We start from the raw sequence: 25,497 nt of genomic DNA on the forward strand, positions 1-25,497 counted from the left end.
GTTGAGAGTTAAGAGCTGGGAATTATTAACTCAAAACCCAAACCTCTCTTCTCAACTGTTAACCGTTTCTTGTAGCCGGAGGCTTAGCGACTGGGGTGGTAGTTGAAGGCGATGGAGGCAAACTGGGGGAAAACGCCCCAGTGTCAAAATATTGATAAGCGGCGCGAGATATTTTGCGAATTAGCTCTTGGGCGCGATTATCGTTGTGCGGGCGTTTCACCATAACCGCGGCGATGTAACGCTTGCCACTGGGCATATCAATTAGGCCAACGTCGGCGACGAGGGAGCCAATATCGCCAGTTTTGTGGGAAATGGTGGCACCATTTCCCAGCCCTTTGGGCAGCATGGAATTAGTCACGGTTCGTTGCATGATATCCAGCATGCGATCGCGCGATGGCATCGAAACTAAATCCCCTTGATTAACCAGTGCCATTACATTGGCCAATTCTTTGGGGCTGGTCGTGTTGGTTCCTTCCAAATCGGGTAGCGGATTCTGAATTGCTGTTGCTGTCAACCCCCACGAGCGAAACCGCTGATTGAGAGCTGAAGCACCACCCATACGAGCTATCAGCATATTAGTGGCGGTGTTATCGCTAATCGCCATCATCTTAGTTGCCACTTCCAACGCCGTGTACTTTGTTCCGAGCTTTTTGTATTGCAAATCGCCCGAACCGCTGCCAACCATTTGCCGCTTTAGCGTTAACTTTTCATCCAGACGAATTTTTCCCTCATCCACGTCCTGAAAGAAAGCAACGAGAATCGGCAGCTTAATTGTACTGGCGGCAGAAAATGTGGAGTCGCCCTCTGAATCGAAGTAAGCGCCCGTATCGATATCTACCAAAAACACGCCTGGTTGCAACTTAGGATTTTGCTTGACAAGAGCCTCTAGATATGAGGTAAAAGGTGTAATTTCCTGAGCGAGTTTGATAGTCCCTAGCGTGCTGGGAGCCGAGTGAACTAGCGCTTCCTGAGTTTTATCTGCTGACTTAGACGCGCCGAGCGATCGCGCCTCTACTCCTGACTTGTTAGAGGCATTTTTCTCATCTAGGTGAGCTGCTGGGTCGGAGGCGGATAAAAGAGTACCAGCGATCGCGCCTACTCCCACGCCCAAAATTAGCAAGCGGGCGGCGTACAAAAGCGGGGAAACGCGGCGGGTTGAATTCTTAGCTGGTGGTTTCGAGTTGTAGGGACGGGATTCATCGCGTCTAGGTTTGGCGTTTCTAGGGATAGAATCCTGATTTTTTGGGGCAATTCGTTTGCGATCGCCCTTGGCGTATGCCCTACTCTCCCCCACGTCGCGAACCGAACGACGATTGCGGGGGGGCTGGGACGGCTGCGTGAAGGGGGCTTGGATTACTGAGTTATCTGGCTGCCTCGTCAGGGGTACAGAGTTTAGCTGACCTGGCTTCGCCTGCGCCAACCTCGTTGAAGCAGATTGGCGTTCCTGCCGGGATACCCTACCAGACAGCCGCCCTATTCTGGCGCCCGACGAGCTTTGAGGTCTTATATCCGTGTGAATTATCAACTTCTGCAAGGGCGCTGTTCCTGCGGGCGTCCTCAATCGTGTCTCTTGCCTTTGTTGTAGCTGCTGTCGCCGTGCGGCGCGGGTTGTGCGTTCGCGCCCGGTAGAAGGCGGAGAATTTGCCCGATCGCGATCGTTGTCTATAGACGCTGCCACTACTAACTCCTCACTTTACCAATTATTAATTTTTCTATTAGTTCGCACGAACAAAATACCTTTTACTTTGCTTAATTTTACGAGCTGTTGCGTCCAGAGGCGATCGCTATTGCTTTTCCTGGTGGGGTAAAGATTTTAGTGCCCACTCCATCTGGCTGAGAATCCCTCGCAGCATACCCACTTCTGTCTCTGTTAGGCTTGCTCTATGAAACAAGCGTCGAAATTTTTCCATGCGGCTGGCAGCTGTGTGGGGATAAAGGTATCCAATCTTTAATAACACAGCTTCTAGCTGCTGATAATACTCCTCCAAAACTTCTAAAGGAGCTTCAGGAGACATTGGGGGAGCGGGAGAAGTTTCCGATGGACTCTGGAATCTTAACTGATGGGCATACTGATATAGCTCGTAACAGCAAATAGCCACAGCAGTGGCCAGATTTAAAGAAGGATACTCCGGATTTGCCTGAATGAATACAAATCGCTGGGCATAATTAAGTTCAACATTGCTCAGTCCCCGGTATTCTGGGCCAAAAATTAAGGCTGATGGCTCTGGTTCTTCCAATAACCAGGGCAATGTGCTTCTAGGGCTTTCTAGCTCGGTGGGGATCGTTCGAGGACGTGCAGTAGTGGCGATCGCTCTTTTGCATCCTTGCAAAGCTTGGGGCAAGGTCGGCACCTCTAGGGCAGATTCCAAAATATCGGCAGCATGAACCGCCATGTCTCGGGCTTCTTTTGATAGGCGATCGCACTGGGGATTCACCAGCACCAACTGCTCGATACCCATATTTTTCATCACCCTGGCGATCGCGCCGACGTTTCGCGCTCCCGCTGGTTCTACTAACACTATCCTCACCGCCGCTAATCTTTGCTCCCCCATATTTCTAAAATTAAAAGGGAATTGTATCGTTAACTTAACATGGCTAAGGCACGCTCTAAATCAGATTTGCCCACAAAAATTTGTCCGGTATGTCAACGTCCCTTCACTTGGCGCAAAAAATGGGCAGATTGCTGGGATGATGTGAAATACTGCTCGGAGCGTTGTCGCCGTCGTAGGTCTGAGGCTCAAAAATAAGAACGAACCGCAGAGGAAGCAGAGTAAGAGAAAGAAGAGATGGAGTTATAAGTGCAACCTAAGCTGATTATCCACGGTGGTGCTGGTAGTTCTCTCAAGGGTAAGGGAGGAGTTGAAGTGGTCAGGCGATCGCTCTACACGGTAGTAGAAGAAGTTTATGCTCTCCTTCTAGCTGGTGCAAGTGCGACTGACGCTGTAGTGCGCGGTTGCCAGATGTTAGAGGACGATCCCCGTTTTAATGCGGGGACGGGTTCGGTTCTACAATCCGATGGTCAGATCCGCATGAGCGCTTCATTGATGGATGGTGCTTACCAGCGCTTGAGCGGGGTGATCAATGTTTCTCGCGTCCAACATCCGATTGAGTTGGCACAAGCTTTGCAAGACTCCCACGACCGAGTTTTATCTGATATTGGCTCAGCTGAACTGCTGCGAGAACTACAAGTTCCTATCTACAATCCCCTGACTGAAATCCGTTTGCAGGAGTGGATTCAAGAGCGCGACGAAAACTTTGTCAAAGAAGCTGCTGGGGTGGTGGCTGAAACAGAATTGGTTAGCGAAACAACTGCTAGGGTCGGTACCATTGGCGTAGTAGCTCTGGACGAGCGAGGACGCTTGGCAGCAGGTACTTCAACTGGTGGCAAGGGGTTTGAACGGATTGGCAGGGTGAGCGATTCGGCTATGCCTGCTGGTAATTATGCTACGGCGGATGCTGCTATTAGTTGTACGGGAATTGGCGAAGATATTATTGATGAGTGTTTGGCGGCGCGAATTGTGGTGCGGGTAACTGATGGGGTGCCTTTGGCGCAGGCGTTTGAGAAGTCGATGGTTGAAGCACGCAAGCGTCAGCGCGATTTGGGGGCTATTGGATTAGATGCGACGGGCGCGATCGCTTGGGGTAAAACTAGCGAAGTCCTCCTCGCTGCTTATCACGATGGCAAACAAATTGGCGACACTTTGGAATGGTCTGATGGTAAGCTAACTGGCTCTTTGTAAATAGTTGAACGAGGCAAATCTTTCACGTTTTGAAAATTTGCCTCGTTCAGGAGCGCAGCGGCTGCTATCTTTGTTCTACTTTCCCAGATAAATAAGCAAGCGATCGCCATAGCAAACTTCTGTAAGTTAAACTCTTGGCGCATACATCATCACCAGTACGCCCAGCAGAGCGATCGCACTTCCTAATATGTCAAATTTGTCTGGACGTATCTTATCAACTTGCCATCCCCAAAGAATTGCCAGAATGATGAAGAAACCTCCATATGCTGCATAAATTCGCCCAAAATTAGCTGGTTGCAGGGTTGGTATTATGCCGTAAATAATTAGCGCTATTGCCCCAAATACAGCAAACCAGATACTTTTACCTTCCCGCAACCAAAGCCATATAAGGTAGCCGCCGCCTATTTCGCACAACCCAGCTAGTAAGAAATAGAGCAGAGACTTGACAATTTGCATCTTTTTACTGCGCTTTATCTGACTTGGATTTTAAACGCCAACCGGGTTTAACAACTTGATGGGCGCGAGCGATCGCCAAACTATCATCGGGTACATCTTCTGTAATTACAGAGCCAGCAGCTACGGTGACATCTTCGCCCAATGTTACAGGTGCGACTAGGACGCTGTTGGAGCCAGTTTTAGAGCGATCGCCTATCTTGGTTGGATGTTTGTTAACGCCGTCGTAGTTGGCAGTAATTGTCCCAGCACCGATGTTAACTTTATTGCCTGTTGTCGTATCTCCCAGATAAGACAAATGCGCGACATTAGTGCGATCGCCCAATTTGCTATTCTTCAATTCCACAAAGTTACCAATGCGGCAAGATTCGCCTACTTCCACATGACCGCGCAAATGGGCGTAGGGGCCAATTCGGGAGTTGTTTTGCACGACGCTATCGGTAACTACCGAATAAAGCACGGTGACATTTGCACCAATTTTGCTATTTTCAATAAGGCTACCAGGCCCGATGCGACAACCAGAAGCGATCGCTGTATTTCCGCGCAGATGCGTTTGCGGTTCAATAACCACATCCGCTTCTAATTGCACCGTGTCATCAATCGTAAGCGTCTCTGGATTAATCAGCGTCACCCCAGCCGCCATCCAACCATCCTTCACCCGCGTTTGCAAAATTTCATAAGCCGCCGCTAATTGCTTGCGGTCATTAATGCCGAGAATTTCCTGGTAATCCTCAACATCTACAGCCATTACTGGATTCAGGTAATTTACCGTGTCCGTCAGATAATATTCCTGCTGGTCATTGTTAGGCCTTAATTGGGGTAGCACAGTCGCCAATTCTGGCCAGCTAAAGCAGTAGACACCCGCATTAATGCGGCGATTTTGCTTCTGAGCCGCTGAACAATCGCGGTCTTCCACAATTTGTTTGACCATATTTTCGCCATTACAAAAAACCCGCCCATAACCTTTAGGATTAGGCATCTGGGCGGTTAATAGGGTGGCGGCGTTGCCATGCTGCTTGTGAGTTTGCAGCAGATGTTTGAGGGTTTGGGGTCGCAGTAAGGGCACATCCCCATTTAAAACAAGTAGATCGCCTGTGAATCCCTCTAGGTGGGGGATTAATTGTTGAATGGCATGACCTGTTCCGAGTTGCTGGTTTTGCTCGACAAATTCCACGCGCTCGAAGGACCCCAAGGCGCCTTTAACTTGTTCGCCTTGATATCCCACGATGATGAGACGCCGCGATGGATCGAGATCCAGACAACTATTAAGAACTCGTTCGACGAGACTGCGACCGCCCAAAGAATGTAACACTTTGGGAAGCTCCGATTTCATTCTCGTCCCACGTCCAGCCGCTAGAATTGCTACCGCTACCATAATAGTTTTGAGTCTTGTAGAGACGCGATTCATCGCGTCTGAGTTTTGAGTTTTGATTTTATTCAAAAGTCAAAATTCATAACTCCTAATTATTGCACGCTGACTGCTGCTGGCTACGTCTGTGGTAGGTGGGTAGTGCGAATAAAGGTGGTAAATTGCTCTATAAGTTTGGGATTGCGCCAACCTTTTGCTGTCTCTTCGGCAATAATTTCTAGGGCTTCATCTGGGGTAAAAGCTCTTTTGTAGGGACGTTCGCTTGTTAGGGCGTCGTAGATATCAAGAATTTGAAATACTTGAGCCAAATAGGGAATTTCATCGCCAACTAAACCATCGGGATAACCCGTGCCATCCCAACGTTCGTGGTGATTGCGAATGATGGGGATAACTCCACGCATGGTGCGAAGCGGCTTGCAAATGTTTTCGCCTATGATGACGTGCTGCTTCATAATGTCCCACTCTTCGGGGGTCAATTTGCCTTTCTTTAGCAGAACGGAATCGGGAACGCCTACTTTGCCTATATCGTGGAGATGACCCCCCCACATCAAGTCGCGCACTTCATTGCGGGGAAGGTTTAGGAAATTACCGAATGCTGCACCTAATGTGACGAGTCTTTCGCAGTGGTCGCCAGTAGCGGGATCTCGGCTTTCGACCGTTCCGGCAATAGAAAACAAAACCTTTTCAGCATGGTCTAGGTCTTCATTGAGGCGCTTTTGGCGGATGAGGGAGCGGACTCTGGCGCTTAGTTCAAGGCGGTCGAAGGGTTTGGTAAGAAAGTCATCTCCACCAGCTTCAATGCCCATAATGCGCGATCGCCTGTCATTCAAAGCTGTTATAAAAACAACGGGTATCAGGCGCGTCTGTTCTTCTTGCTTCAGGCGACGGCACACTTCAAATCCATCCATCCCCGGCATCATCACGTCTAACAAAATCAAATCCGGGTTGCACTCTCCCACTCGCACCAATGCCGCTGAGCCGCTATCTGCTTCTAATACTTCGTATCCCTCGACTGACAGGAGTGCGACTGCTGTCATCCGACTGGAGGGATGATCGTCAACAACAAGCACCTTTGGCCGATCGGAATCAAGGAAGCTTGCTGACAAAGACTGCTGTGTTGAAGAATCGGATCCATTTAATGAATGTAGCATAATATAGCGCCGCAATTTGCTTCCAGTATGGTGTATGAGCGTAACCGCGAAATCAGTTTTTTCACGTAAAAATTTTTGCGAATAAGCTACTATGGCTATCTGAAGTTTTATTAATATTCTTGATGGTTGGCCTTACTCGGAGGGGCTGACTATAAATTACTTTATTTACTTACATAGATCGATTAATTTTAGTGGGTAGAGTTTAACCAGCGTCTTTTCCAATGGGAGCTAGGTTCTAGAGTACTGGCTTGTTGCTCAATTTGACGACGAAGCAAAATGGCGGCGGCTGAGTCGCACAAATTGCGATCGCGGTAGGGAATGGCAGCCTTTGTTTGTAAATGTTCTTCTTCTTGTTTAGAAAGTGGCGGTAAATCCTCTGTTGCGAAGCTTGCGACAGTTCCGGGCGATCGCCTACCTACTCGTGCGGAAGATGCAATTTTTAACCCAACTGCCCTAAGTGCTGTCCGCACGGCAGCGGCACACGAATATGTAGCCAGTCTACCATCTGGCTTGAGGCATTTTGCTACCTTATCCAGAAACTCGACTGTCCACAATTGCGGACATTTCCTGGGTGAAAAGGGGTCGAGAAAAATGGCATCTGCAAGGACGCCTGACTCAACTATTTGCCCAATTGTTGTTCTTGCATCACCGATGAGCAAAGTTGCTTGCAGTCTGTCTGTTTTAACTTGGTGAGATGTCGCCAAGGCTGTGACAATTTGGATGATATTTGGGTTCCAGATATTAAGTAGGCCGCCTTCGATCGCTGCTTTTGGCACATCGGAATCTAGTTCTAATCCTACCAACTCCACGCGGCAATTGGGATTAACTTGCCAAATATTTTCTAGTGCAGCAGCCGTGTTGTAGCCAAGTCCATAACAAACATCCAACACCCGCAAGGTGGGTTGCTGAGCTTTGTGTTGAATTTGCGCGGTGTCAACAAACTTAATCAGGCTTTCTGCACGCGCACCCCAATGGGTGTGAAATGACTCTCCAAACTCATTTGAGAATAAAGTGAATGAACCATCTGCTGTTAGTTGTGGTGTGAATTTATCCCATTTATTCATAATTAATTGCTAGTGGCGTAGCTTATTCCAAGAAGCGATCGCAATCTGTAACGATCAATTTTGATGTTCGCCACAATTATGTTTAGATAAAGAGTATTCAGCTCTGTTATATCGAGGCGAGTGGGGAAGCAGATGGGATTGACAATCAGCCTGTATGCATCCCTCAGACTTTACACTGTTTATGATTGCATATATCAAGCCAATGACCGATACACCGTTTGTAGTTTCCGCTGCTTGGCTTCACGAACACCTCAACGATTCGCAAGTGGTAATTGTTGATTGTCGCTTTTCCTTAGCAGATCCAGAATTGGGACGTAAGCAGTATCTCACCAACCACATTCAAGGCGCTCATTATTTAGATCTAAATAAAGACCTTTCGGCGACGGTGGGACGACATGGAGGACGGCATCCATTGCCTAACGCAAGTGAGTTAGCCAACAAGTTAGCAAATATAGGGATAAATTTCCAAGAAACCTTTGTTGTCGCTTACGATGATTCGCGATGTGCCTTTGCTGCGCGTTTGTGGTGGTTGCTACGCTACTTGGGACACGATCGCATCGCGATTTTAGATGGAGGCTTGACTGGCTGGCTGACCGCTGGGTATCCTGTGACTGAAGAAATACCTTCACCATCGCCAGGGTCATTTGTGCCCCAAGTGCGATCGCATCTTGTAGTTGATATTCAAACTGTAAAAGCCAGAAAAGACTTACCGGAAGTTTTACTGGTTGATTCGCGAGAGAGCGATCGCTACCGAGGCGAACGAGAACCCATCGATCCTATTGCTGGTCACATTCCAGGCGCGGTAAACTACCCCTGGCAAGAAGCTACTAACGAACGCGGCAACCTCCATAATGAATCCTTGCAACGTCAGCGGTGGGCAGACTTAAAGCCAGCAGACGAAATTATGGTTTATTGCGGTTCTGGTGTCACCGCTTGCGTCAACCTATTATCCTTGGAAATAGCAGGGATTGACACTGGCAAGCTTTATGCTGGAAGCTGGAGCGACTGGTGTTCCTATTTGGTAAGTGAGGAGAGCGATCGCTGAGCTATAAAATCATACCTTCACAAAACTTTCAGTTGCCAAAGCATAAACTCTCTCATATGATTGGTTTTACAGTAAAATGTCTATTCTAAATCCAAAATCTATAGGAGTCGTGGGTAACAAGTACAACAGTTAGTTAGTCCTCAACTGAGGTAAAGTTTATACGCACAGTTTTTTGCAGGCTTTGCCCAAAGTTTTTAAAATTGCGGCTTTTATTCCCCATTTTGCGCTATTGCCTCCCGGCTGCTAGCAGAACTATTGGGAGTAAAAATAAATTGGATATCAGCAATAAGTAGCATTAACCCTTATCCTGGTAATTGCTAAAATAAATTATTCCGAATAAATTTCTACAAATTTTAGGTCTTAGTTTCTATGGCTCCAATGAACCGTCTGTCTATTTTTGTAGACGGCAACAATATGTTCTACGCTCAACAAAAAAATGGCTGGTTTTTCGATCCCAGAAGAGTGTTGGAATACTTCAAAAAAGAACAAGACGATACGATGCTGATCAATGCCTTCTGGTACACCGGATTAAAAGATCCGCAAGATCAACGGGGCTTCCGAGACGCACTAATTAGCTTAGGTTACACCGTCCGCACTAAAATTCTTAAAGAATACTACGACGATAGTTCTGGTCGATACTCGCAAAAAGCAAATTTAGACATAGAAATAGTCGTAGATATGTTTAATACAGTAGATCAGTACGACAGGGTAATTTTATTTAGCGGCGATGGCGATTTTGAACGAGCTATTGAATTATTACGGTCTAAAAGCACTCATATTACAGTTGTATCTACCGAAGGAATGATTGCCAGAGAATTGCGAAATGCTACAGACCGCTATATAGACCTGAATGATATTCGGGAATATATTGAGAAAGTTGAATATTAAGTAATTGGCAAAATTTAGTAGTTAAGAGTTAAGAATTAAGAGTTAGGAGTTTAAAAAAAATACCATAAATAATCAATATCAGTAAGAACTCATCATTCAAAACTCATAACTATTAAAAAAACATTGCAGATTAACCAAATTTGGAGGAAATGTTCTTTAGCACTATGGAAGTTCAACCTAACGGGGATCGGATTCTTATTTTTGATACCACGCTACGGGATGGCGAACAATGCCCCGGAGCTACGCTGAATGTAGACGAAAAGCTAATAATTGCCAGACAGCTAGCTCGTCTGGGAGTGGATATAATTGAGGCGGGTTTTGCTTATGCTAGCCCAGGAGATTTTGAGGCAGTTGAGAAGATTGCTAAGACAGTAGGGACAGAAGATGGCCCGGTTATCTGTAGTTTAGCAAGAGCAATTAAAGCAGATATTGAAGCAGCCGCAAAAGCCTTGAAACCTGCGGCAAAGGGTAGAATACACACCTTTATTTCTACTTCAGATATTCATCTGGAGTATCAGTTGAGGAAGTCAAGGGCAGAGGTATTAGCGATCGCAGAAGAAATGGTTGCATACGCCAAATCCTTCATGGACGATGTAGAATTCTCGCCCATGGATGCAGCCCGCTCCGATCCAGAATATTTATATCAAGTACTAGAGCGCACTATTGCTGCTGGCGCCAAAACCATCAACATTCCCGATACCGTCGGTTACATGACTCCCAGCGAGTTTGGTGACTTAATTCGGGGAATTAAAGAAAATGTCCCTAACATCAACCAAGCGGTTATTTCCGTTCACGGACACAACGACTTAGGCTTGGCTGTCGCTAACTTTCTAGAAGCCGTAAAGAACGGCGCACGCCAACTAGAATGCACCATCAACGGCATTGGCGAACGCGCTGGAAACGCATCTTTAGAAGAATTGGTGATGGCGCTTCACGTGCGGCGATCGTATTACAACCCATTTTTGGGACGCCCCGCCGAGTCAGAAGAACCGCTAACTAATATCGACACGCGACAAATTTACAAGACTTCTCGCCTAGTTTCCAACTTAACAGGAATGCTAGTGCAGCCGAATAAAGCAATTGTAGGCGCTAATGCCTTTGCTCACGAATCTGGCATTCACCAAGATGGCGTGCTAAAGAACAAGCTAACCTACGAAATCATGGATGCCCAATCCATCGGATTGACAGACAATCAGATTGTACTGGGCAAACATTCAGGACGCCATGCTTTCGGCGCTCGCTTGAAAGAATTGGGATTTGAACTATCAGAGGATGATATCAATAAAGCATTCGTCAAGTTCAAAGACATGGCGGATAAGAAGAAGGAAATCACCGATTGGGATTTGGAAGCCATCGTCAATGATGAAATTCAACAGGCTCCCGAACTATTTCGTGTTGAATTAGTGCAGGTTTCTTGTGGTAGCAACTCTCGTCCTACAGCAACGGTGACGCTGCGGACGCCAACTGGTGAAGAACTGACAGATGCAGCTATTGGCACTGGCCCTGTGGATGCAGTATACAAGGCCATCAACCGCGTTGTTAACGTACCAAACCAACTGATTGAGTTTTCCGTTCAGTCAGTGACTGCGGGGATTGATGCAATCGGGGAAGTGACGATTCGCCTGAAGCACGACGAACGGATATTTTCCGGTCATGCTGCCAACACGGATATTATCGTCGCTTCTGCTCAAGCTTACGTCAACGCCCTGAATAGGCTGTATGCGGCTACACAGAACTCAGGGGAAAATCCTGCGACTGCTGTGGGTAGTACCGTGTAACCCCACACCGGGCATCGAAGACCTAAATCCCTGCATACCCTAATGACTTGAAGTATCTAATACTATTAAGTAATTAGGGATTCGTTGGATTCGCTGGCTTCCACAGTATCCTTGGCACTAACAGCATATTCTTTGGCTTTGGTTGCAAAGGGAAAAGGAAATGGCAGGGAAACATCATCGGCAAAATAAGGCCAACGACTCCTGAGACTGTGGACGAAGCAAGCTAGACGAGCGGGTGCGATTTCTGGATTTGGAGCGATCGCTATCTCTAATAATCTCGCCTTCCCAGCTTGTCGGTTGCCATTATCAAGCCGAGACTGCGATTTGCGTAATAAGTCCTGTTCAGTAGTTAAAGGCTTTCTAACGCTGAGGTAGAGCGTATTTTCTCCATCATCACACACATCTTGCCAGCAGAATAGACCGCTGGTTTTGCTGCCTGGAGAATCCTTAACAATAGCTACGGGTACTTCACCGCTGTCTGCAATTCGTAGCCGCACAATCCACAAGCGATTTATTTCTCCCGGTTTTGTAATTTGCAGCTGCTTCAAAGCATCGGATAGATTTGGGTTTTGTAGCCAAGGTAACTTCAATCGGGCATTTTGTGCTTCAGCCATGAATAGTATTTTGGGAGATTTATTATCTGCAATTGGAGTATTCAGGCAATCGCGCAAACAGTCAGCAACGAATTTATTAATAAGCCGTTGTTCGCGTTCTTTATCCCAAGGCTGTTGTTCATCGCCGATGTCTTCAGTGGTTTCATTGAAATAGGAATCTGGGTTCCATTTTTCACTCAGAAGGTGTTTCAGTCCAACTGGATAAGATACCCATTTTGTTAATAAAGAAGGGGTTGTCATTTCTACTTTTCCCGTTACTGGGTTAACTCGTACCATCAGCACGGCAGTATTGGGATTGTTGCTGGCAGTTGTTTTTTTAGTGCGCCGCAGGACATAGAAACACGTCAGCCACACATGAGGCTCGATACCATCAATTTCCAACTTGATTAACGGAGGAGCAGGTAGAATTCCGCACTGTCGTAGCAAGTCTGATACTGCTCGTTTAACCCGTTCTCGGCCAGAGTTAGTAATTTTTTCCTTGCCTTCCTTAGTAGTAAAAGTTATGCGGTGGATGTGCTGATTGACATAGCCTTTTTGCATCGGTGCAATTCGCCATGCCAGCTTCGCATCGTTTTCTGGTATGAAGGGTTTAGGCTTAATTTCGATTATTGTACCGCTGAGTCCTTCAGGTGCAGGTAGGAATGAAACAATCTTTTTAATGCGTTCTTCTAGCAAATGATCGCGTCGTTTTTGGCGGTTATTTCCGGGTACTGAGGTATCATCAACATTAAAGTTTTGCGTGAGGTCTTGAACGTGCTGAGTCTTGATACACAGCGAACCATGAGAGCCTTTATAGATATTTTCTTCTCCTGTTGGTGATAAAGAAAGTAGCTGACAAATTTCAGCAATGAGAGCATCTCGACATTCTTTGGTTTCCCAGAGAATAAGTATGGTGCATAGGGTATTTTCAGTTTCACGAAATACGGCGGGTGCTGCGATTTTCGGTCGCAGCATTGTGGTAGATAACTCGTCGGAAACCTTCACTTTCTTAGGCTTTTTTTCCTTGGTGGCTTGGTTTTGGTCGTCAACAATATTGGCAATTTTGGGCTTTTTGGGTTTATCAAGCGGCCAGAAAGGCTTAACAGAACCTGACACTTTTACCGCCTCACCCACTCGCTGAACGGGTAGACGTTCTTGAATAGCTTTATCGAGGCTGTATAAATCCAGCAGACTGACACCAGGTTTGCTGGGTATTTCACCGGTATGTCGAGTGTCATAGGAGATCGCAGCTTCTATCCCACTGGAGATAGTACCGTTCCCCATCCAGTTGTAAGTTGGGTTTTTAACTAACTCAATGGGGTCAGGAATTTTGCAGTCGTTTATAAGAAGTAATTCGTTGATGGCTTGAGGCCATTTCAGTTCCTTTTCTTCCTTTCCTTGACGCTTCATAATGAGTGGAGTAAAGCAGAAAGGTTGACGCTGACCATCCAACCAACGACGGCGATCGCCAATATAAGCGGTGGCTCCTTTGTACGGTACGTTATTCTTTTTCTCCCTAATCAGAGGTTCCGCGAACCATCGCCGAATTGAAAGTTCGTGGTAGATGATGGGTTGAGAGCGCCAGGGGACTGTTTGTAATTTAAAACTGATGACAAACGAGATGTAGGCGCGGTCTTCTCGTACTTCTCCCTGGGAGTTTAGTAGCACAACTGGATCGGGAGGCCATGACATTAATTCGGCTCCTTTGAGACGAACAACCCGATAGAATGTCAGTTTGTATTTATCATCTGCACCAAAGGCAACTGTCGGTTTTTCGAGAAACTCTTGTGCAAGGTAATCTGGAATTGCCTGGTAGAGGATATTTTTTTCTGCTTGGTTTCGGGGATGAAGTAAGGAATACGTTTGTGGATCTTCCCAGTGCCAATCGTCATCGTTAAGATTGTCGAGAACAGAATTAACTTCATCTTCTCCCAGACACCAGCTAAATTCAGATCTTAGCCAATCTTTGATTAAATCTCCCAGGTTAGAAAGGTCTGCGGTTTCTGTTGCGAACAACCAAGGTACACCGGGTTTTTGCCAGCCATTACGCACAGTTTGGATGATTTTGGGAAAGCTTGCAGCTATTAAAAGATCGAGGGAGTAGACTGGCACGCCTCGATAACCTTTTTTGGCACGCTTCTGAGCAAGGGAGTTGGCAATTTGCCGCCAGGAATTAGGAACATAGAGTCCAAAAATATCGCGTTGCACATCTTTTGTGAGTTCCCAGGCGCCGGGGAGAATGATTTTAGTCATAGTTTAAATCCCTTCCTTTCATTTGTTGGAGTGCGTTGAAGAAATCTTCGTAGAGCGATCGCGCTAGCGTTATTTCAAAAGGTCGCTTATCATCACGCTCAATATAAGGTTCAAGCACCTTGATGATTCCGACCAAAAGTGAGGTGGTTTTACTGTCGATATCGCCCTTAGCTGAGTTTGTTTTACTGTCGATATCGCCCTTAGCTTTAGCTGAGTTGGGTGCAAATTTCACATCCATGAAATAAACTAGAGCAGGCACATTACCGCGCACCAACCGCCCGATAATTTGCCAAATACTCACTGATTGGGTTGAGCAGAGTACGCGGCGTTCTTTTTCTGTTAACTGCTGGAATGACATCGCCGTACAGTTCAATTCGAGCATTTCGTTAACTGCATCTCGATAGAAGATGTCTGCAACTTTGGTAAGTGTTAAGGTTTCTCCGCTGCATATAGCTTCCTCGTATAGAGTGGTATTTGCTTCATTGTCCAGCGCCCAGTTGTTAAGTTGTCGGACAATTGATTGCCAGTCATCGGGTACCGGCATAGGTCGATTCAAAAATATCGCCCCACCAAAAGCAGCTTTGTCTTGATTGTTCAGGATGTTGTGACCTCGCTCTAGTGCCATCAAAGGGGCGACTACAATCTGGGTGGGGGTGTTTTTTACATCGCGAATTTTGCCCCTACGAATACCACGTAGATGAGCGGGAGCATTATCGCGGCGGAGAGTGGCAATTCCCTCATCGTCAAAAATTTCAAGGCGGTAGAGGTAGAGGGATTTTAAGATAGACGTAACCCAGTCAGCTTCATCGTAGCTGCCAGTTATTATTAGGATGCGATCGCGAGCGCCCCACCATTCATCATTCTCCTCTCCTCGCTGTTTTAAATCCTGGAATATCTCATCAAGAAAGCTGGGTACATTTCCAGAAGATTGACACATAGCCTTCACCAAATTTTCAGCAGCCAGCTTCCTTCTTGCAGGCGGAAGTCCTGATAGAGCAATATAATTTCCGTTGCTCTGCATCGGTCTAAAGAAAAACTCACTCTCGCCGATACCTCCATTGCCACACGAGCCATTATTAGTTGCGGTTTTTAGCAATATAGTGGGTTGAATCCTGATGTTATAAGCAGGAGAACCAGGAGCATAGCTAGTGCCTGATACCAGCACAGTATGCGGCCCATTCCAATCATCAACTGCAAAGAGTGTAGGGAAGTTTAGAAGTAAGGCGCGACCTACACCGACATAGCGAAAATATTCCAGCTTACCTCCTTTTTGATGGTTGGAGCTGCGGCGATCGCGAATATACCGGAATCCTAAAATATTACCGACTGGCGACTCTGGCACAACTGGCAGATAATCAAACGGTGGGCGATGCAGCAAGTCTTGGCTCAAGTCGTGCAAGTTGACTACCTGACTAATAGGGCGAAGATTATCAACTAAAAAACCCAAGCGATTATCTAGCACTGTAGTTAAAATCGCCAAGTGTAAGTTTCGGAGCAGTTCTTCATATTTAGCTTCATCTGCTAGGCAAATATGGTTTGCTTCAAGCCATCTTTTACACCATGAGTCAACTTCAGCTAATGCAAGGCGATCGCTATCTGTCGTCAATAATGTTAATGCCAGGTCTGATAGTTCTTCCCCACGACTGCGAGTTAGAGGATGTTGCAAAAATCCGTCTAGCGCCTGCATCAAATCCTTTCGATGGCGACGTAACTGTGAATTATTAGTAATTTCTTGGGGCAGTTGTTCGGTAAGTTCGCGGATAATTCGAGCAAATAGGGAACGAGCCGTGAAGGGGTTTCGTCCCAACCATTCAACGAGTTTCGGGTGGTTGAGGAGCAAGTGGTAGATGCGGTTAGTGGCATTTTGCGTGTGGTACTGTGCGCCAGTCCAAGCAACAAAGCGATCGCCTGCCATGTTGCTGCGATCTGAGTTGTAAATATTGGCAGCGTTGTTGAGCCCGAGTTTATTTAAAAACGAGTTTTGTGAAATATCAACTAAGATTTCATTGGGTGCAAAGTCTTCATCAAGCTGCACCTGTACCCTATCGGCTTCGTCAACAAATAGAAACTCACACTCTCGATAAACTGCTTCAGCAAAAGTAAGGTCTTCTTCAAAAATCTGACGAGGTACGCGGGTATGAATAAAACTTGCTGTTGTCAGAACCCAGACTTTTGCCTTGCCAATATCTTTTTCTAGCTGATGACGCGGACATTTATAATACAAAGGACAGGTATATTTGTCTTTTTGCTCTTCCAAATCATCATCTCTATCGGGGTCGCCATTTGCTGATACTGCAACTTTTTGGTAAAGATTGTGGCAGGGTTCTTGTCCAAATTCCCACTTATCTTCTGATTGCACCAAAGCTAATAATGGGCAGACTGGGCTAAACCAACGCAGTGCTGGATGCATTCCTCCTTGAGTTATTTCCTCGCCCTCATTGGCAAGAATCGATTCATAGACTTTTTCAAGTTGTTCGGCGCGATCGCTCCCCAATACTGGTGCCGCTGGAATTCCCAGTTTGTGCCAAACCAACGAGGCGATCCGCACAGCCGCCACCACATCATTTACTATCAACGCACACCGATATCCTTGCTTGGCGAAGTGGTAAATCAGAATTTCCAGCAAAGTAGACTTGCCCACATTTAAAAGACCGACAATGTGGATAATTCCCTCTAGTGTTAGGCTGCTACCACGACAAAAATCATCAGAATAAGCATCGTATAGTTGTACTTCAATGCCTAACAGACGGCTATGATAATTTTCTGGCTTCTGCCCAGAGCCAGCTAGTTGGCGATCCATTTCCTGGGCTGCTAGCAGCAATTTATCAAAAGTGACAGTATGCTGTGGATTATCGGCTGCGCGGGTACGATGAAAAGATACCAAGGAATTGGGTGCAATGTTAGCAACTGCTTGGGGAATGTGGATGGGAATCTCAACTGGTGAGTGACCCTTTTGGGAAATCTTGGCATACCAACGTCCCTCAGTTGCTAGTTTGACTTCTCGTTTTTTGTGCTGTGGGGTTGTTAATAGAGTTTGGCGATATAGCTGCAAGCGAGTCGGGTAGGTACTTGATGGAATTAACTGGGGAACTTGGTCAACTTCTGTCAGGCTGTAGATTCTTAAAATCTCAGGTAAGTTGATATATTCAGAAAGCGATCGCAACCATTGTCTTCCCTTGCGACGAATTAGATAGAAACGGCATTTTTGTACAAGTTGCCAGTTATCCTCACATTGAATTTGTTCAACAGGAAATCGATATCCTTTAAGCAGCGCTTCGACAGAAGTAGCAGGTTCTTCTGGTGCAACTTGCTGAAGTAAGGTAAGCCCCAATTCCACATCTGCAATCAGTTGGGCAAGACGCATAATTTCGCGAAATTGTGCCTTAGCATCTGCGTTAGGCAAACCACATACCACATACTCTTTTAGGTCATCTGAGTTACGCAGTGCTTTGCACAGTTGTTTGCACCAGCTAGTAGTATCACGCATGATTTTTATTCTCCCTAATTTCTTTAGCCTTGGCTATGATTTCGCTAAATAGCATCAAACGCACTCCGCCCAATTCAGGTTCAAACTGTTCGCGCACCACCTTGATTCGCAAAGACTCTTCTCGCTCATGTGGGAAAACCACAAAGGTTTCTGTTGCATCAGGACGATGTTTCACCTTCTGCAAACGTTCCTCATCCAGGCATGACCAATCTTTAACATCAATCGCCCAGCGGACTTTGCGGCTTAACTCTACGAGTAAGTCAAATTCATCAACATTCGGCCATAGAGTGACACGAACACCCAGTTTTGTGAGTTCTTCTGCCAACTTTATTTCCCAAATTCCCGGCAGTGTTCCGTACAAATGCACGCCTGGAGTAACAGCTTTCCAATCCTCAGCTTCCTCTTTGGTAATAGATCGCAGCGGCGCGAGTTTGAGTTTTGCACACAGCCGTTCGCACCATGCGTTTCGGCAGCTATAAGTATCATCGGCGCGTCGTCGCTGGACATACTTGCAGCGGGGGCATAAATGATATGTATTTTCAGAAGCCAACTTAACCATATCGACATAGATATCCAGCCCCGACAACAATTCGCGCAGTGGCCTGAGTTGGGGTGAAGATAGCAGTTTCCGATATTCTTTGTATTCAAGAGTGGGCTTAGTAATAATCAGCTTGCGAAATTCTCGATAGGCATCTTCCAGCTGATGTCCCCTGCAATATTCCAGTACATCTTTAAGTGCGGCTTCCTGTACCTGCGCCGCCACATCTTTGCCTGAAACTTGCCAAAGTGTCGCAAAATCGGAAACTAGCCCGTCTTCTATGAGGGTGACATCCGGTGAAATGTTTTTGATTTCCTGGGTTGATTTCCAGTTAGTAATTGGTTGTTTTGCCCAGTCGAAAAATTCGGGAAGGTTCGCTGGGGTATTTTCTTCTTCTCCCCTCAGCAGGGAAGTTAAATACATCCTGGACATCCCGATGCGGAGTGCTTCTGGTGGGTGTGCGCGTTTTACTGGTTCTTGTTTTTCCCACTCCACTACGCCAGTCGCCAGATACCGAAGAGTTTCTTGTACAGGTATCTGCATTGGGGGTTCCTCCGGTTCCGATCTCAGGAGGCGGAGACTTCGTGCAGCGTGATCTTCCCACTCCACATCAATGCCTCGCATCGTCTGCAACCACCGCTGAAGGGTTGCTTTCTGGCTTGGTTGCATTCCCAGTTCTTGACACAACTCTTCCAGGGTTGGCCCCTCTTTATGGATGCGAAACCACTCTTGCAGAGCATCCAGGATTTTCTGTCGGTGCTTGGTAATCTTCACTGGCTTCCCTCCTTTTTTCTAGAAGTTTTCCCAAGTGTGACACCCGCACAAGTCAGCGTCAAGAAAAAGTTTCTATGTTTCTATTAAGTTTCAATAGTTTCCATTTTTTAATCAGGGAAACAAAGCGGACAAAACCACTCTCAAACGTGCTGTATGATTACGAATAATTCGACACAGGTGGGATTGAGGAGTCGGTAAAATGACAGAAGAAACCCTAGAAAAAGAGCGGCGATTCCATGACGACTGGGCATCAACTATCGATGTAGAAGGAATCAAAGTTCAGGATTATTTTGAAGCTTGCACTGCACCGGAAAATCGCTTCATCGTGGAACATATGGGCGATATAAGGGGGAAACGTCTCTTAGATTTAGGGTGCGGTGCTGGCGAAAATAGCGTCTATTTCGCTAAAAAAGGCGCTCTTTGTGTTGCTGCGGATTATTCCCCTGGCATGGTGGAAGTGGCGTTGCAACTGGCGGCGGCTAATGGCGTGCAAATTGAGGGTTGCACTGCGAATGCAATGCAGTTAGATTTCCCAGATAACTCCTTTGATGTGGTGTATGCGTCTAATTTGCTGCACCATTTGCCAGATCCCAAGGCGTGCATCAAGGAAATGCATAGAGTTTTGAAGCCGGGTGGTAAAGCTTGTTTTTGGGACCCTTTAAAGCACAATCCAGTTATTAACGTGTATCGGCGGATGGCGACAGAGGTGCGGACTGATGATGAAACGCCCCTTGATATTAATATTGTGAATTTCGTCAAGTCTCAGTTTTCCCAAACTACTTACGATACGTTTTGGCTAGCGACGCTGTGGATTTTCTTGCGCTTTTATTTGATAGAAAAAGTTAATCCAAATAAAGAGCGTTACTGGAAGAAAATCATCATTGAACAGCAAAGACTGGAACCGCAATATCGGAGTTTAGAAAAGTTAGATATAATTGTGAAAAAGCTGCCTTTAATGAAGCGGTTTGCTTGGAATATAGCTGTAGTTGCAACTAAATAACAGTAGTAGGGTGGGCGTTGCCCACCTTATAAAGGTAGCGATCGCTCTCAACTTTCGTGGCTTTGTCGGTTACGCGATCGCCCGCTCCACCCTAACAAAACTAAAACCTGAACCTCAGACCGAGTTCAATATTGTTGACACCCAAGCCGTCGGCGGTTGCTGTCCCACCAGAACCCAACTCAAATGATTGCGATGCTACATTAAAGTACCGATAACCTAACGTAACTGCTGTTGTCGGACTTACATTGTAGGCAAGGCCAGCCATAAGTTGATAAACAAACACCGTACTGGTGCCACTTACTGTAGTAGTAAGGCTGGTTCCGGGATAAGTAGCCGTTAAATCATTGGCTGAAGCCCTCGACACGCCCACTCCTGCACCTATGTATGGCTCTAAATCTGAGCCTGTAGGAATGTCAACGTAAAGGTTGATTAGCCCCGATAGTGTAGAAATACTACCGCTCGCTGACACAGTGGTTGCGGGAACTGCTGGCGTAGTGTTTGTGGTAGTTACTGGCGTATTGGTTGTTGTCGTAGTCCCTCCCGCAGTGGGTACTCCCCCTGGGAACACGTTTATGGGCGTGTTTGCCGGAATGGTGATTCCTGGTGCAACATTTATTACTGATGCAGTCGTTGGGGGAGTTCCTGGATTAAGGACTGCTCCTGCTGTGGGAATGACCGTCCCTGCTGGAATCAACCCCACTCCCGGAATATTTACTGTCGTAGGAACGGTTACGTTTGACGCAATGGTTAGGGGAGTCGTTGTCGTAGTAGGCACTATGTCAGTCACCGTAGTAGTGGCGCTGGGAATCCCTGGCAACCTGACATCGCCGATCTCGTTAGTGCCATAGGAAACCTGGCCTTCTAGGCGAAGGTAGTTGTTAAACTTATAGCCGAGAGCTGCATTTATCCCGTATCCAGTGTTAAAGTCGATTCCCACACCAATTGGTTGAACGGTTGTTGAATTTAGGAATCTGACATCTCCACTGATTGCGCCGTAGAAACCCTTCGTAGTTTGAGGCTTTTTAATGGGAGGCTCCTGAGTTTGAGCTGGCTGAGTTTCAGGCTCCTGAGTTAGAAGATCCTTAGCTTGATGCGGCTGAGTTAGCAGCGCCTTAGCTTGAGGCTGCTGAGGAATAGCCTCCTGAGTTTCAGGTTTGTGAGTGTGAAGCTCAGAAACTAGAGTCTGCTGAATTTCAGGCTGCCTCATTTGAGATTCCCTCATTTGAAACTCAGAAGCTAGAGTTAGTTCAGTTTCAAGTTGCTGAGGAAGAAACTCAAGAGTTTCACGCTGCCTCATTTGAAGCTCAGAAGCTATAGTTAGCTCAGTTTCAGGCTGACTCATTTGAGCAAGGCTCTTAGCTGGGGCGATTTCTGTGGTAGCTGCCACAGTTAGAAGAGCAAAACACATCCTGTTCATTAGGTTCACTCCTGATAGTCTATAAATTGGTGCGCTATAAATTGCAAGCTCTAGCTGAAAGTGGCGCGTCCGCGTAGCCTCAAGCCAAACCTCTAGTCAGGGTAGTTTTACCTGCCTCTTGGTGGGAGACGATCGCAAAATTCTGTCGATGCACAACGTTTTGGGCGATCGCACCCTATACATCAGATGGCATCACAAGCATGGCAATATCTTAAGAATGGCTCTATCTCACGACATCAACCTTTGAAGCGATTGCCTGAACTCTGCATCCAAGCCAGAGTCTGCACAAGCAAATCGGCGCGACTACGCTAGAACACGAAATGGTGAAGAGAAGATCAATTTTAGGGTGGACAATCGTTGCCGACGTTCAAGCAGATTCGATGTGTCTTTGTGACGAGATGGTGACTCACTGCTTAGTACCACAGTTTTGTTGGGTTAATATTACCAGATTTACTCGCAATTGCAACAGCGATTTATTGCCGTAATTTGTATTTGTTAATACTTACGCATTAACAAGTTAGTGGTAATAGCCTAATAGTTTACTGGAACTGTAATGTTGGCTTGTGCGTGAGTCATCTGAAGAACATGCTTCAGATATTGTAAGGAAGTGAATGATAAGTGAGGTGTTTGGTAATTTGGTAATTTGACATTACCAAATTTAGTTTTAATTTTATTTTCCACCCCCCCAGCAGAAAAGAAGAATAACTGATTAATGGATGGGGATAATTGCTAGTACATTAGGTGACAACCAGACATCATATTAAATCTTCCTGTGCTTTCTATTGTAGGGGGAGATAAAAGAGCAAAGAGTGCTTACGCGCAATTAAATTACTTTTTCCAGGCGATTAAGATATTCCCCTAGCAACAATTCAGGAATTACAGACGTTAAACTGGCTCCTTGTCTGTGCTGCGAGTACTTCTGTATCCCCACACCAACTAATATCTCTGGTTCGTTATCATAACCGGAATCAGGATCGGGGTTCGGAACTCGTTCTATTGAATATAGATAGTTTCTTGCTTCGCAAGCTTCCAACATTGCCACAATTAAAGTACCGTGACTCGATGGATGGCGCGTGTTAACAGGATACCAGTGACCTTGGTACAAAACCTCAAATATATCTCCCCCTTCCCACTGACAGCGCTGCGGTTCAAGATTACTCCATTTGTGCAGGCTTTCTTCTAAACTATTCACTTTAATCTCAACTTTTATTGGTTATAGATATTCGATTTAAGTATTGTCATGCATCCAGAATTTTCTAGCTCTTGGAATCCGAATTTACGATAAAAATCCTGTGCATCTGCTGTAACTAATAACCATCTCCGCAAACCTTGAAGATCTGGATGTTCTAAAATAGACGCTATCAGCCACTTGGCTAAACCCAGGCCACGATATTCTTCTAAAATAAAAACATCTGAAAAATAAGCAAAGGTAGCATAGTCGGTAATAACTCTAGCAAACCCAACTTGGTTGCAGCCTTCATAAACCCCAAAACATAAAGAATTTTCTATTGATTTTTGCACTGTAGCTAAGGGGATGTTTTCAGCCCAATAGGTGCGGCTCAAAAAATTATGTATTACCGCTAAATCTAATTTAGATTTATCCGTACTAATTGAAAAATTATTGTTAAATTCCGCTGTCATGTCTTAATAAGAGAATTCGTAATTACACGAACCACACCTATATTAGCCAATTTATGCAAATCCTTTTCAGAGTCAACCGTCCAAACTACCACATCAACACCTTGACTTCTACTGGCTTGAACTAGCGAAGGATTGCCAAGTAAAACAGAGTATTTGCTAATTATAACAGCGTTGCCATCAGCGATCGCAGATGGCAATATCTTTCTGTAACCCCATGCAGAACGAACTGAATATCCCAAAACGATGCGGCTGGAGACTTGCCGAACCTGCTTGAGAAAGTTATGGTTAAAACAAGCAACAATACATCTATCTTCCCATCCAGTTTCAATTAGCGATCGCACAAATTTATCTATATCAGTTTCGCTCCAATAACGGGATGACTTCACCTCTGGATAAATAAAAGCGGGGATATCCTTGAGGGCGTTCAAGGCTTCTGCTAAGGTGGGAATTGGCTCCCCTTTAAATTGGGAACCGAACCAAGAACCAGCATCAAGCGCCTTTAGTTGATCCAGCGTTTTGTTTCTTACCTTGCCCCTAGCGTTGGTTGTTCTGTTTACAGTAGCATCGTGGATGATGACGGGGACGCCACTTTTGGATAACTGGACATCGAACTCAATAGAATCAGCCTGATGTTGTATGGCAGCAGAGAAGGCTGCTAATGTATTTTCAGGCGCGATCGCAGAAAAACCGCGATGAGCAATTATCTCAGTTTTATCTGCGGCGGGGCGGTTTAAATTATCTTCCATTTCCTCTCCAAATTCGCATCTACTGATTATGAATAATTCTGAAACAACATCTTGGAACGATGTCCGCGCCGCCTTTAAGAAAATATGGGGATACAACGATTTTCGCCCACCGCAAGGAGAAATTATTCGCAGTTTGTTGCAAAACCGGGATGCATTAATTGTGATGCCGACTGGTGGGGGAAAGTCGATTTGTTTTCAACTTCCAGCATTGCTGCAAAATGGATTAACCCTTGTGGTTTCGCCTCTGGTGGCGCTGATGGAAAATCAAGTACAGGAATTGCGCGATCGCAATCTGCCAGCCGCCCTTTTGCACAGCGAATTGTCAACTTGGGATCGTAAGAAAACTCTACAACAAATAGAGCGACAACAGCTAAGATTATTGTACCTGTCCCCAGAAACTCTGCTAAGCCAGCCAGTTTGGGAAAAGTTATCCCAACCACAGTTAAAAATTAATGGTTTGATTCTCGATGAAGCCCATTGTTTGGTACAGTGGGGAGAAACATTTCGCCCAGCTTATCGCCGTCTGGGTGCTGTGCGTCCGGCATTGCTAAAATCAAAACCAGTTGGTACAAAAATAGCGATCGCAGCCTTCACCGCCACCGCCGATACAGCCGCCCAACAAACTATTGGGAAAGTTTTAAAATTACAACAGCCAGCATCATTTAAAATTAGTCCTTATCGCTCTAATCTGCATCTCAAAGTTCAAACTATTTGGACGCCGCGCGGACGCCGCCAAAGCCTCTTAAACTTCATTAAAGCTAGACCAAAACAAGCGGGATTAGTCTACGTCCGCACTAGGAAAGATAGCGAAGAATTAGCTACTATGCTAGGGCAGTTAAATTATCCAACAGCAGCTTATCACGCTGGACTTAGTGCATCGGAACGCAGAGAAATTGAAGCAAATTGGCTTAGTGGAAAATTGCCATTTGTGGTGTGTACTTGCGCGTTTGGCATGGGGATTAATAAATCAGACGTGCGCTGGATAGTTCACTTTCATACGCCTTTTTTGCTTTCAGAATACGTGCAGGAAGTGGGGAGAGCGGGGAGAGATGGCAAACCTGCGGATGCGCTAACATTGGTGAGCGAGCGGACAGGTTGGCTGAACCCGGAAGATAAGCAAAGAAGGGAATTTTTTGCCTCAAAAATGCGATCGCACTATCAAGAAGCCAAAGCGATCGCGTCTAAAATTCCACCCCAAGGTGAAGTAACATCTTTAGCGAAACAGTTTCCAGATAGTGCCATTACTCTTGCCCTCCTTCACAGCACCGGACAGCTAGAGTGGCAAGATCCTTTTCATTATATTAGGCGCGATCGCGGTAATTCTGCCTCGTTTTCCGACCTCAATTCCCAGCAGCAACAAGTCCAACATCAGATGACTAAATATCTCACAACGAGGCAATGTCGCTGGCAGTTTTTATTACAAAGTTTTGGCTTTACTGCTGAAGCGACTGGGTTTAAATGCGGACACTGCGATAATTGCGATCGCAGGCTAAAGTAGCAATATAGCAATCATATTTTGATTTGTGAGGGATTTTTTTAACAAACCGCGAAGACGCATTA

Annotated in this window: 21 protein-coding genes; 8 read left to right on the forward strand and 13 right to left on the reverse strand. The window is 45.9% G+C overall.

Annotated elements, in window-relative coordinates:
- Nucleotides 1-58 precede the first annotated feature (58 nt).
- Together H6F77_RS28735 and H6F77_RS18120 are read right to left on the reverse strand one after the other, a co-directional pair.
- Nucleotides 59-1,678 carry a serine hydrolase gene (locus H6F77_RS28735; protein ID WP_309228872.1) on the reverse strand — a complete coding sequence of 540 codons (1,620 nt, stop codon included), beginning with the start codon at nt 1,676-1,678 and terminating at the stop codon, nt 59-61.
- 106 nt (nt 1,679-1,784) lie between these two features.
- Nucleotides 1,785-2,552, reverse strand: a complete 768-nt coding sequence (locus H6F77_RS18120; RefSeq protein ID WP_190489948.1) for an RNA methyltransferase — start codon at nt 2,550-2,552, stop codon at nt 1,785-1,787.
- Between the two features lie 39 nt (nt 2,553-2,591).
- On the opposite strand from H6F77_RS18120, the gene H6F77_RS18125 reads away from it, so the two are divergent.
- Both H6F77_RS18125 and H6F77_RS18130 read left to right on the forward strand, forming a co-directional pair.
- On the forward strand, nt 2,592-2,747 hold the full coding sequence (locus tag H6F77_RS18125) for a DUF2256 domain-containing protein (protein WP_190489949.1): 156 nt from the start codon (nt 2,592-2,594) through the stop codon (nt 2,745-2,747).
- Nucleotides 2,748-2,798: 51 nt separating this feature from the next.
- A complete protein-coding gene (locus tag H6F77_RS18130; protein ID WP_190489950.1) occupies nt 2,799-3,740 on the forward strand; it encodes an isoaspartyl peptidase/L-asparaginase in 942 nt (313 codons plus the stop codon).
- Nucleotides 3,741-3,866: 126 nt separating this feature from the next.
- Here the strand turns inward: H6F77_RS18130 and H6F77_RS18135 are convergent, their stop codons facing one another.
- The 4 genes from H6F77_RS18135 to H6F77_RS18150 all read right to left on the reverse strand — a co-directional run bounded on the left by H6F77_RS18135 (nt 3,867) and on the right by H6F77_RS18150 (nt 7,777).
- Nucleotides 3,867-4,196 carry a YnfA family protein gene (locus H6F77_RS18135; protein ID WP_190489951.1) on the reverse strand — a complete coding sequence of 110 codons (330 nt, stop codon included), beginning with the start codon at nt 4,194-4,196 and terminating at the stop codon, nt 3,867-3,869.
- Between the two features lie 4 nt (nt 4,197-4,200).
- Nucleotides 4,201-5,568 carry a bifunctional UDP-N-acetylglucosamine diphosphorylase/glucosamine-1-phosphate N-acetyltransferase GlmU gene (gene glmU / locus H6F77_RS18140; RefSeq protein WP_190489994.1) on the reverse strand — a complete coding sequence of 456 codons (1,368 nt, stop codon included), beginning with the start codon at nt 5,566-5,568 and terminating at the stop codon, nt 4,201-4,203.
- Between the two features lie 113 nt (nt 5,569-5,681).
- A complete protein-coding gene (locus tag H6F77_RS18145; RefSeq protein WP_242022288.1) occupies nt 5,682-6,668 on the reverse strand; it encodes a response regulator in 987 nt (328 codons plus the stop codon).
- Between the two features lie 233 nt (nt 6,669-6,901).
- Entirely contained in the window at nt 6,902-7,777 is an 876-nt protein-coding gene (locus H6F77_RS18150; protein ID WP_190489953.1) for a tRNA (5-methylaminomethyl-2-thiouridine)(34)-methyltransferase MnmD, read from the reverse strand.
- Nucleotides 7,778-7,979: 202 nt separating this feature from the next.
- On the opposite strand from H6F77_RS18150, the gene H6F77_RS18155 reads away from it, so the two are divergent.
- The 3 genes from H6F77_RS18155 (at nt 7,980) to H6F77_RS18165 (ending at nt 11,488) form a co-directional block, all read left to right on the forward strand.
- Nucleotides 7,980-8,822: a sulfurtransferase gene (locus H6F77_RS18155; protein ID WP_190489995.1), complete on the forward strand. Its 843-nt coding sequence runs from the start codon at nt 7,980-7,982 to the stop codon at nt 8,820-8,822.
- A 378-nt stretch (nt 8,823-9,200) separates the two neighbouring features.
- On the forward strand, nt 9,201-9,710 hold the full coding sequence (locus H6F77_RS18160; protein WP_190489996.1) for a LabA-like NYN domain-containing protein: 510 nt from the start codon (nt 9,201-9,203) through the stop codon (nt 9,708-9,710).
- Nucleotides 9,711-9,874: 164 nt separating this feature from the next.
- Nucleotides 9,875-11,488, forward strand: coding sequence for a 2-isopropylmalate synthase (locus tag H6F77_RS18165; RefSeq protein WP_190489954.1), 1,614 nt, complete (start codon nt 9,875-9,877; stop codon nt 11,486-11,488).
- Between the two features lie 65 nt (nt 11,489-11,553).
- Here H6F77_RS18165 and H6F77_RS18170 read toward each other — a convergent pair whose 3' ends face one another.
- The 3 genes from H6F77_RS18170 to H6F77_RS18180 are packed head-to-tail and all read right to left on the reverse strand — an operon-like array spanning nt 11,554 to nt 19,133.
- A complete protein-coding gene (locus H6F77_RS18170; protein WP_190489955.1) occupies nt 11,554-14,334 on the reverse strand; it encodes a pPIWI_RE module domain-containing protein in 2,781 nt (926 codons plus the stop codon).
- Nucleotides 14,327-17,821 (reverse strand): pPIWI_RE_Z domain-containing protein, encoded by a 3,495-nt coding sequence (locus tag H6F77_RS18175; protein ID WP_190489956.1) that lies wholly within the window; start codon nt 17,819-17,821, stop codon nt 14,327-14,329. Before H6F77_RS18175 ends, H6F77_RS18170 begins: the two co-directional genes overlap by 8 nt.
- Nucleotides 17,814-19,133, reverse strand: a complete 1,320-nt coding sequence (locus H6F77_RS18180; RefSeq protein ID WP_190489957.1) for a restriction endonuclease-related protein — start codon at nt 19,131-19,133, stop codon at nt 17,814-17,816. Before H6F77_RS18180 ends, H6F77_RS18175 begins: the two co-directional genes overlap by 8 nt.
- Nucleotides 19,134-19,332: 199 nt before the next feature.
- On the opposite strand from H6F77_RS18180, the gene H6F77_RS18185 reads away from it, so the two are divergent.
- Complete coding sequence (locus H6F77_RS18185; RefSeq protein ID WP_190489958.1) at nt 19,333-20,133, forward strand: class I SAM-dependent methyltransferase; 801 nt, start codon at nt 19,333-19,335, stop codon at nt 20,131-20,133.
- A 100-nt stretch (nt 20,134-20,233) separates the two neighbouring features.
- On the opposite strand, the gene H6F77_RS18190 is transcribed toward H6F77_RS18185, so the two are convergent.
- Nucleotides 20,234-21,550 (reverse strand): outer membrane protein, encoded by a 1,317-nt coding sequence (locus H6F77_RS18190; protein ID WP_190489959.1) that lies wholly within the window; start codon nt 21,548-21,550, stop codon nt 20,234-20,236.
- Between the two features lie 121 nt (nt 21,551-21,671).
- Here H6F77_RS18190 and H6F77_RS28485 point away from each other — a divergent pair, with 121 nt between their 5' ends.
- A complete protein-coding gene (locus H6F77_RS28485) occupies nt 21,672-21,797 on the forward strand; it encodes a hypothetical protein (RefSeq protein WP_255515794.1) in 126 nt (41 codons plus the stop codon).
- A 576-nt stretch (nt 21,798-22,373) separates the two neighbouring features.
- On the opposite strand, the gene H6F77_RS18195 is transcribed toward H6F77_RS28485, so the two are convergent.
- The 3 genes from H6F77_RS18195 to H6F77_RS18205 are packed head-to-tail and all read right to left on the reverse strand — an operon-like array spanning nt 22,374 to nt 23,937.
- A complete protein-coding gene (locus H6F77_RS18195) occupies nt 22,374-22,742 on the reverse strand; it encodes a hypothetical protein (RefSeq protein WP_190489960.1) in 369 nt (122 codons plus the stop codon).
- Nucleotides 22,743-22,756: 14 nt separating this feature from the next.
- Nucleotides 22,757-23,191, reverse strand: a complete 435-nt coding sequence (locus H6F77_RS18200; protein ID WP_190489961.1) for a GNAT family N-acetyltransferase — start codon at nt 23,189-23,191, stop codon at nt 22,757-22,759.
- Nucleotides 23,188-23,937 (reverse strand): glycerophosphodiester phosphodiesterase, encoded by a 750-nt coding sequence (locus H6F77_RS18205; RefSeq protein WP_190489962.1) that lies wholly within the window; start codon nt 23,935-23,937, stop codon nt 23,188-23,190. The genes H6F77_RS18200 and H6F77_RS18205 overlap by 4 nt, the downstream gene beginning before the upstream one ends.
- A gap of 28 nt (nt 23,938-23,965) precedes the next feature.
- Here H6F77_RS18205 and H6F77_RS18210 point away from each other — a divergent pair, with 28 nt between their 5' ends.
- Nucleotides 23,966-25,435, forward strand: a complete 1,470-nt coding sequence (locus tag H6F77_RS18210) for a RecQ family ATP-dependent DNA helicase (RefSeq protein ID WP_190489963.1) — start codon at nt 23,966-23,968, stop codon at nt 25,433-25,435.
- Nucleotides 25,436-25,497: the final 62 nt, after the last annotated feature.

Origin of the sequence: Microcoleus sp. FACHB-831 (genome assembly GCF_014695585.1) — a bacterium.
In the GTDB taxonomy this organism is placed as follows: domain Bacteria; phylum Cyanobacteriota; class Cyanobacteriia; order Cyanobacteriales; family FACHB-T130; genus FACHB-831.

Excerpts from the sequence above, each read along its gene's own strand:
- H6F77_RS18210 (WP_190489963.1), top strand. The coding sequence starts at position 23,966 with ATGAATAATTCTGAAACAACATCTTGGAACGATGTCCGCGCCGCCTTT.
- H6F77_RS18205 (WP_190489962.1), bottom strand. The coding sequence starts at position 23,937 with ATGGAAGATAATTTAAACCGCCCCGCCGCAGATAAAACTGAGATAATT.
- H6F77_RS18160 (WP_190489996.1), top strand. The coding sequence starts at position 9,201 with ATGAACCGTCTGTCTATTTTTGTAGACGGCAACAATATGTTCTACGCT.
- glmU (WP_190489994.1), bottom strand. The coding sequence starts at position 5,568 with ATGGTAGCGGTAGCAATTCTAGCGGCTGGACGTGGGACGAGAATGAAA.
- H6F77_RS18155 (WP_190489995.1), top strand. The coding sequence starts at position 7,980 with ATGACCGATACACCGTTTGTAGTTTCCGCTGCTTGGCTTCACGAACAC.
- H6F77_RS18120 (WP_190489948.1), bottom strand. The coding sequence starts at position 2,552 with ATGGGGGAGCAAAGATTAGCGGCGGTGAGGATAGTGTTAGTAGAACCA.
- H6F77_RS18150 (WP_190489953.1), bottom strand. The coding sequence starts at position 7,777 with ATGAATAAATGGGATAAATTCACACCACAACTAACAGCAGATGGTTCA.
- H6F77_RS18125 (WP_190489949.1), top strand. The coding sequence starts at position 2,592 with ATGGCTAAGGCACGCTCTAAATCAGATTTGCCCACAAAAATTTGTCCG.
- H6F77_RS18135 (WP_190489951.1), bottom strand. The coding sequence starts at position 4,196 with ATGCAAATTGTCAAGTCTCTGCTCTATTTCTTACTAGCTGGGTTGTGC.
- H6F77_RS18170 (WP_190489955.1), bottom strand. The coding sequence starts at position 14,334 with ATGACTAAAATCATTCTCCCCGGCGCCTGGGAACTCACAAAAGATGTG.
- H6F77_RS18190 (WP_190489959.1), bottom strand. The coding sequence starts at position 21,550 with ATGAACAGGATGTGTTTTGCTCTTCTAACTGTGGCAGCTACCACAGAA.
- H6F77_RS18165 (WP_190489954.1), top strand. The coding sequence starts at position 9,875 with ATGGAAGTTCAACCTAACGGGGATCGGATTCTTATTTTTGATACCACG.
- H6F77_RS18175 (WP_190489956.1), bottom strand. The coding sequence starts at position 17,821 with ATGCGTGATACTACTAGCTGGTGCAAACAACTGTGCAAAGCACTGCGT.
- H6F77_RS18185 (WP_190489958.1), top strand. The coding sequence starts at position 19,333 with ATGACAGAAGAAACCCTAGAAAAAGAGCGGCGATTCCATGACGACTGG.
- H6F77_RS18200 (WP_190489961.1), bottom strand. The coding sequence starts at position 23,191 with ATGACAGCGGAATTTAACAATAATTTTTCAATTAGTACGGATAAATCT.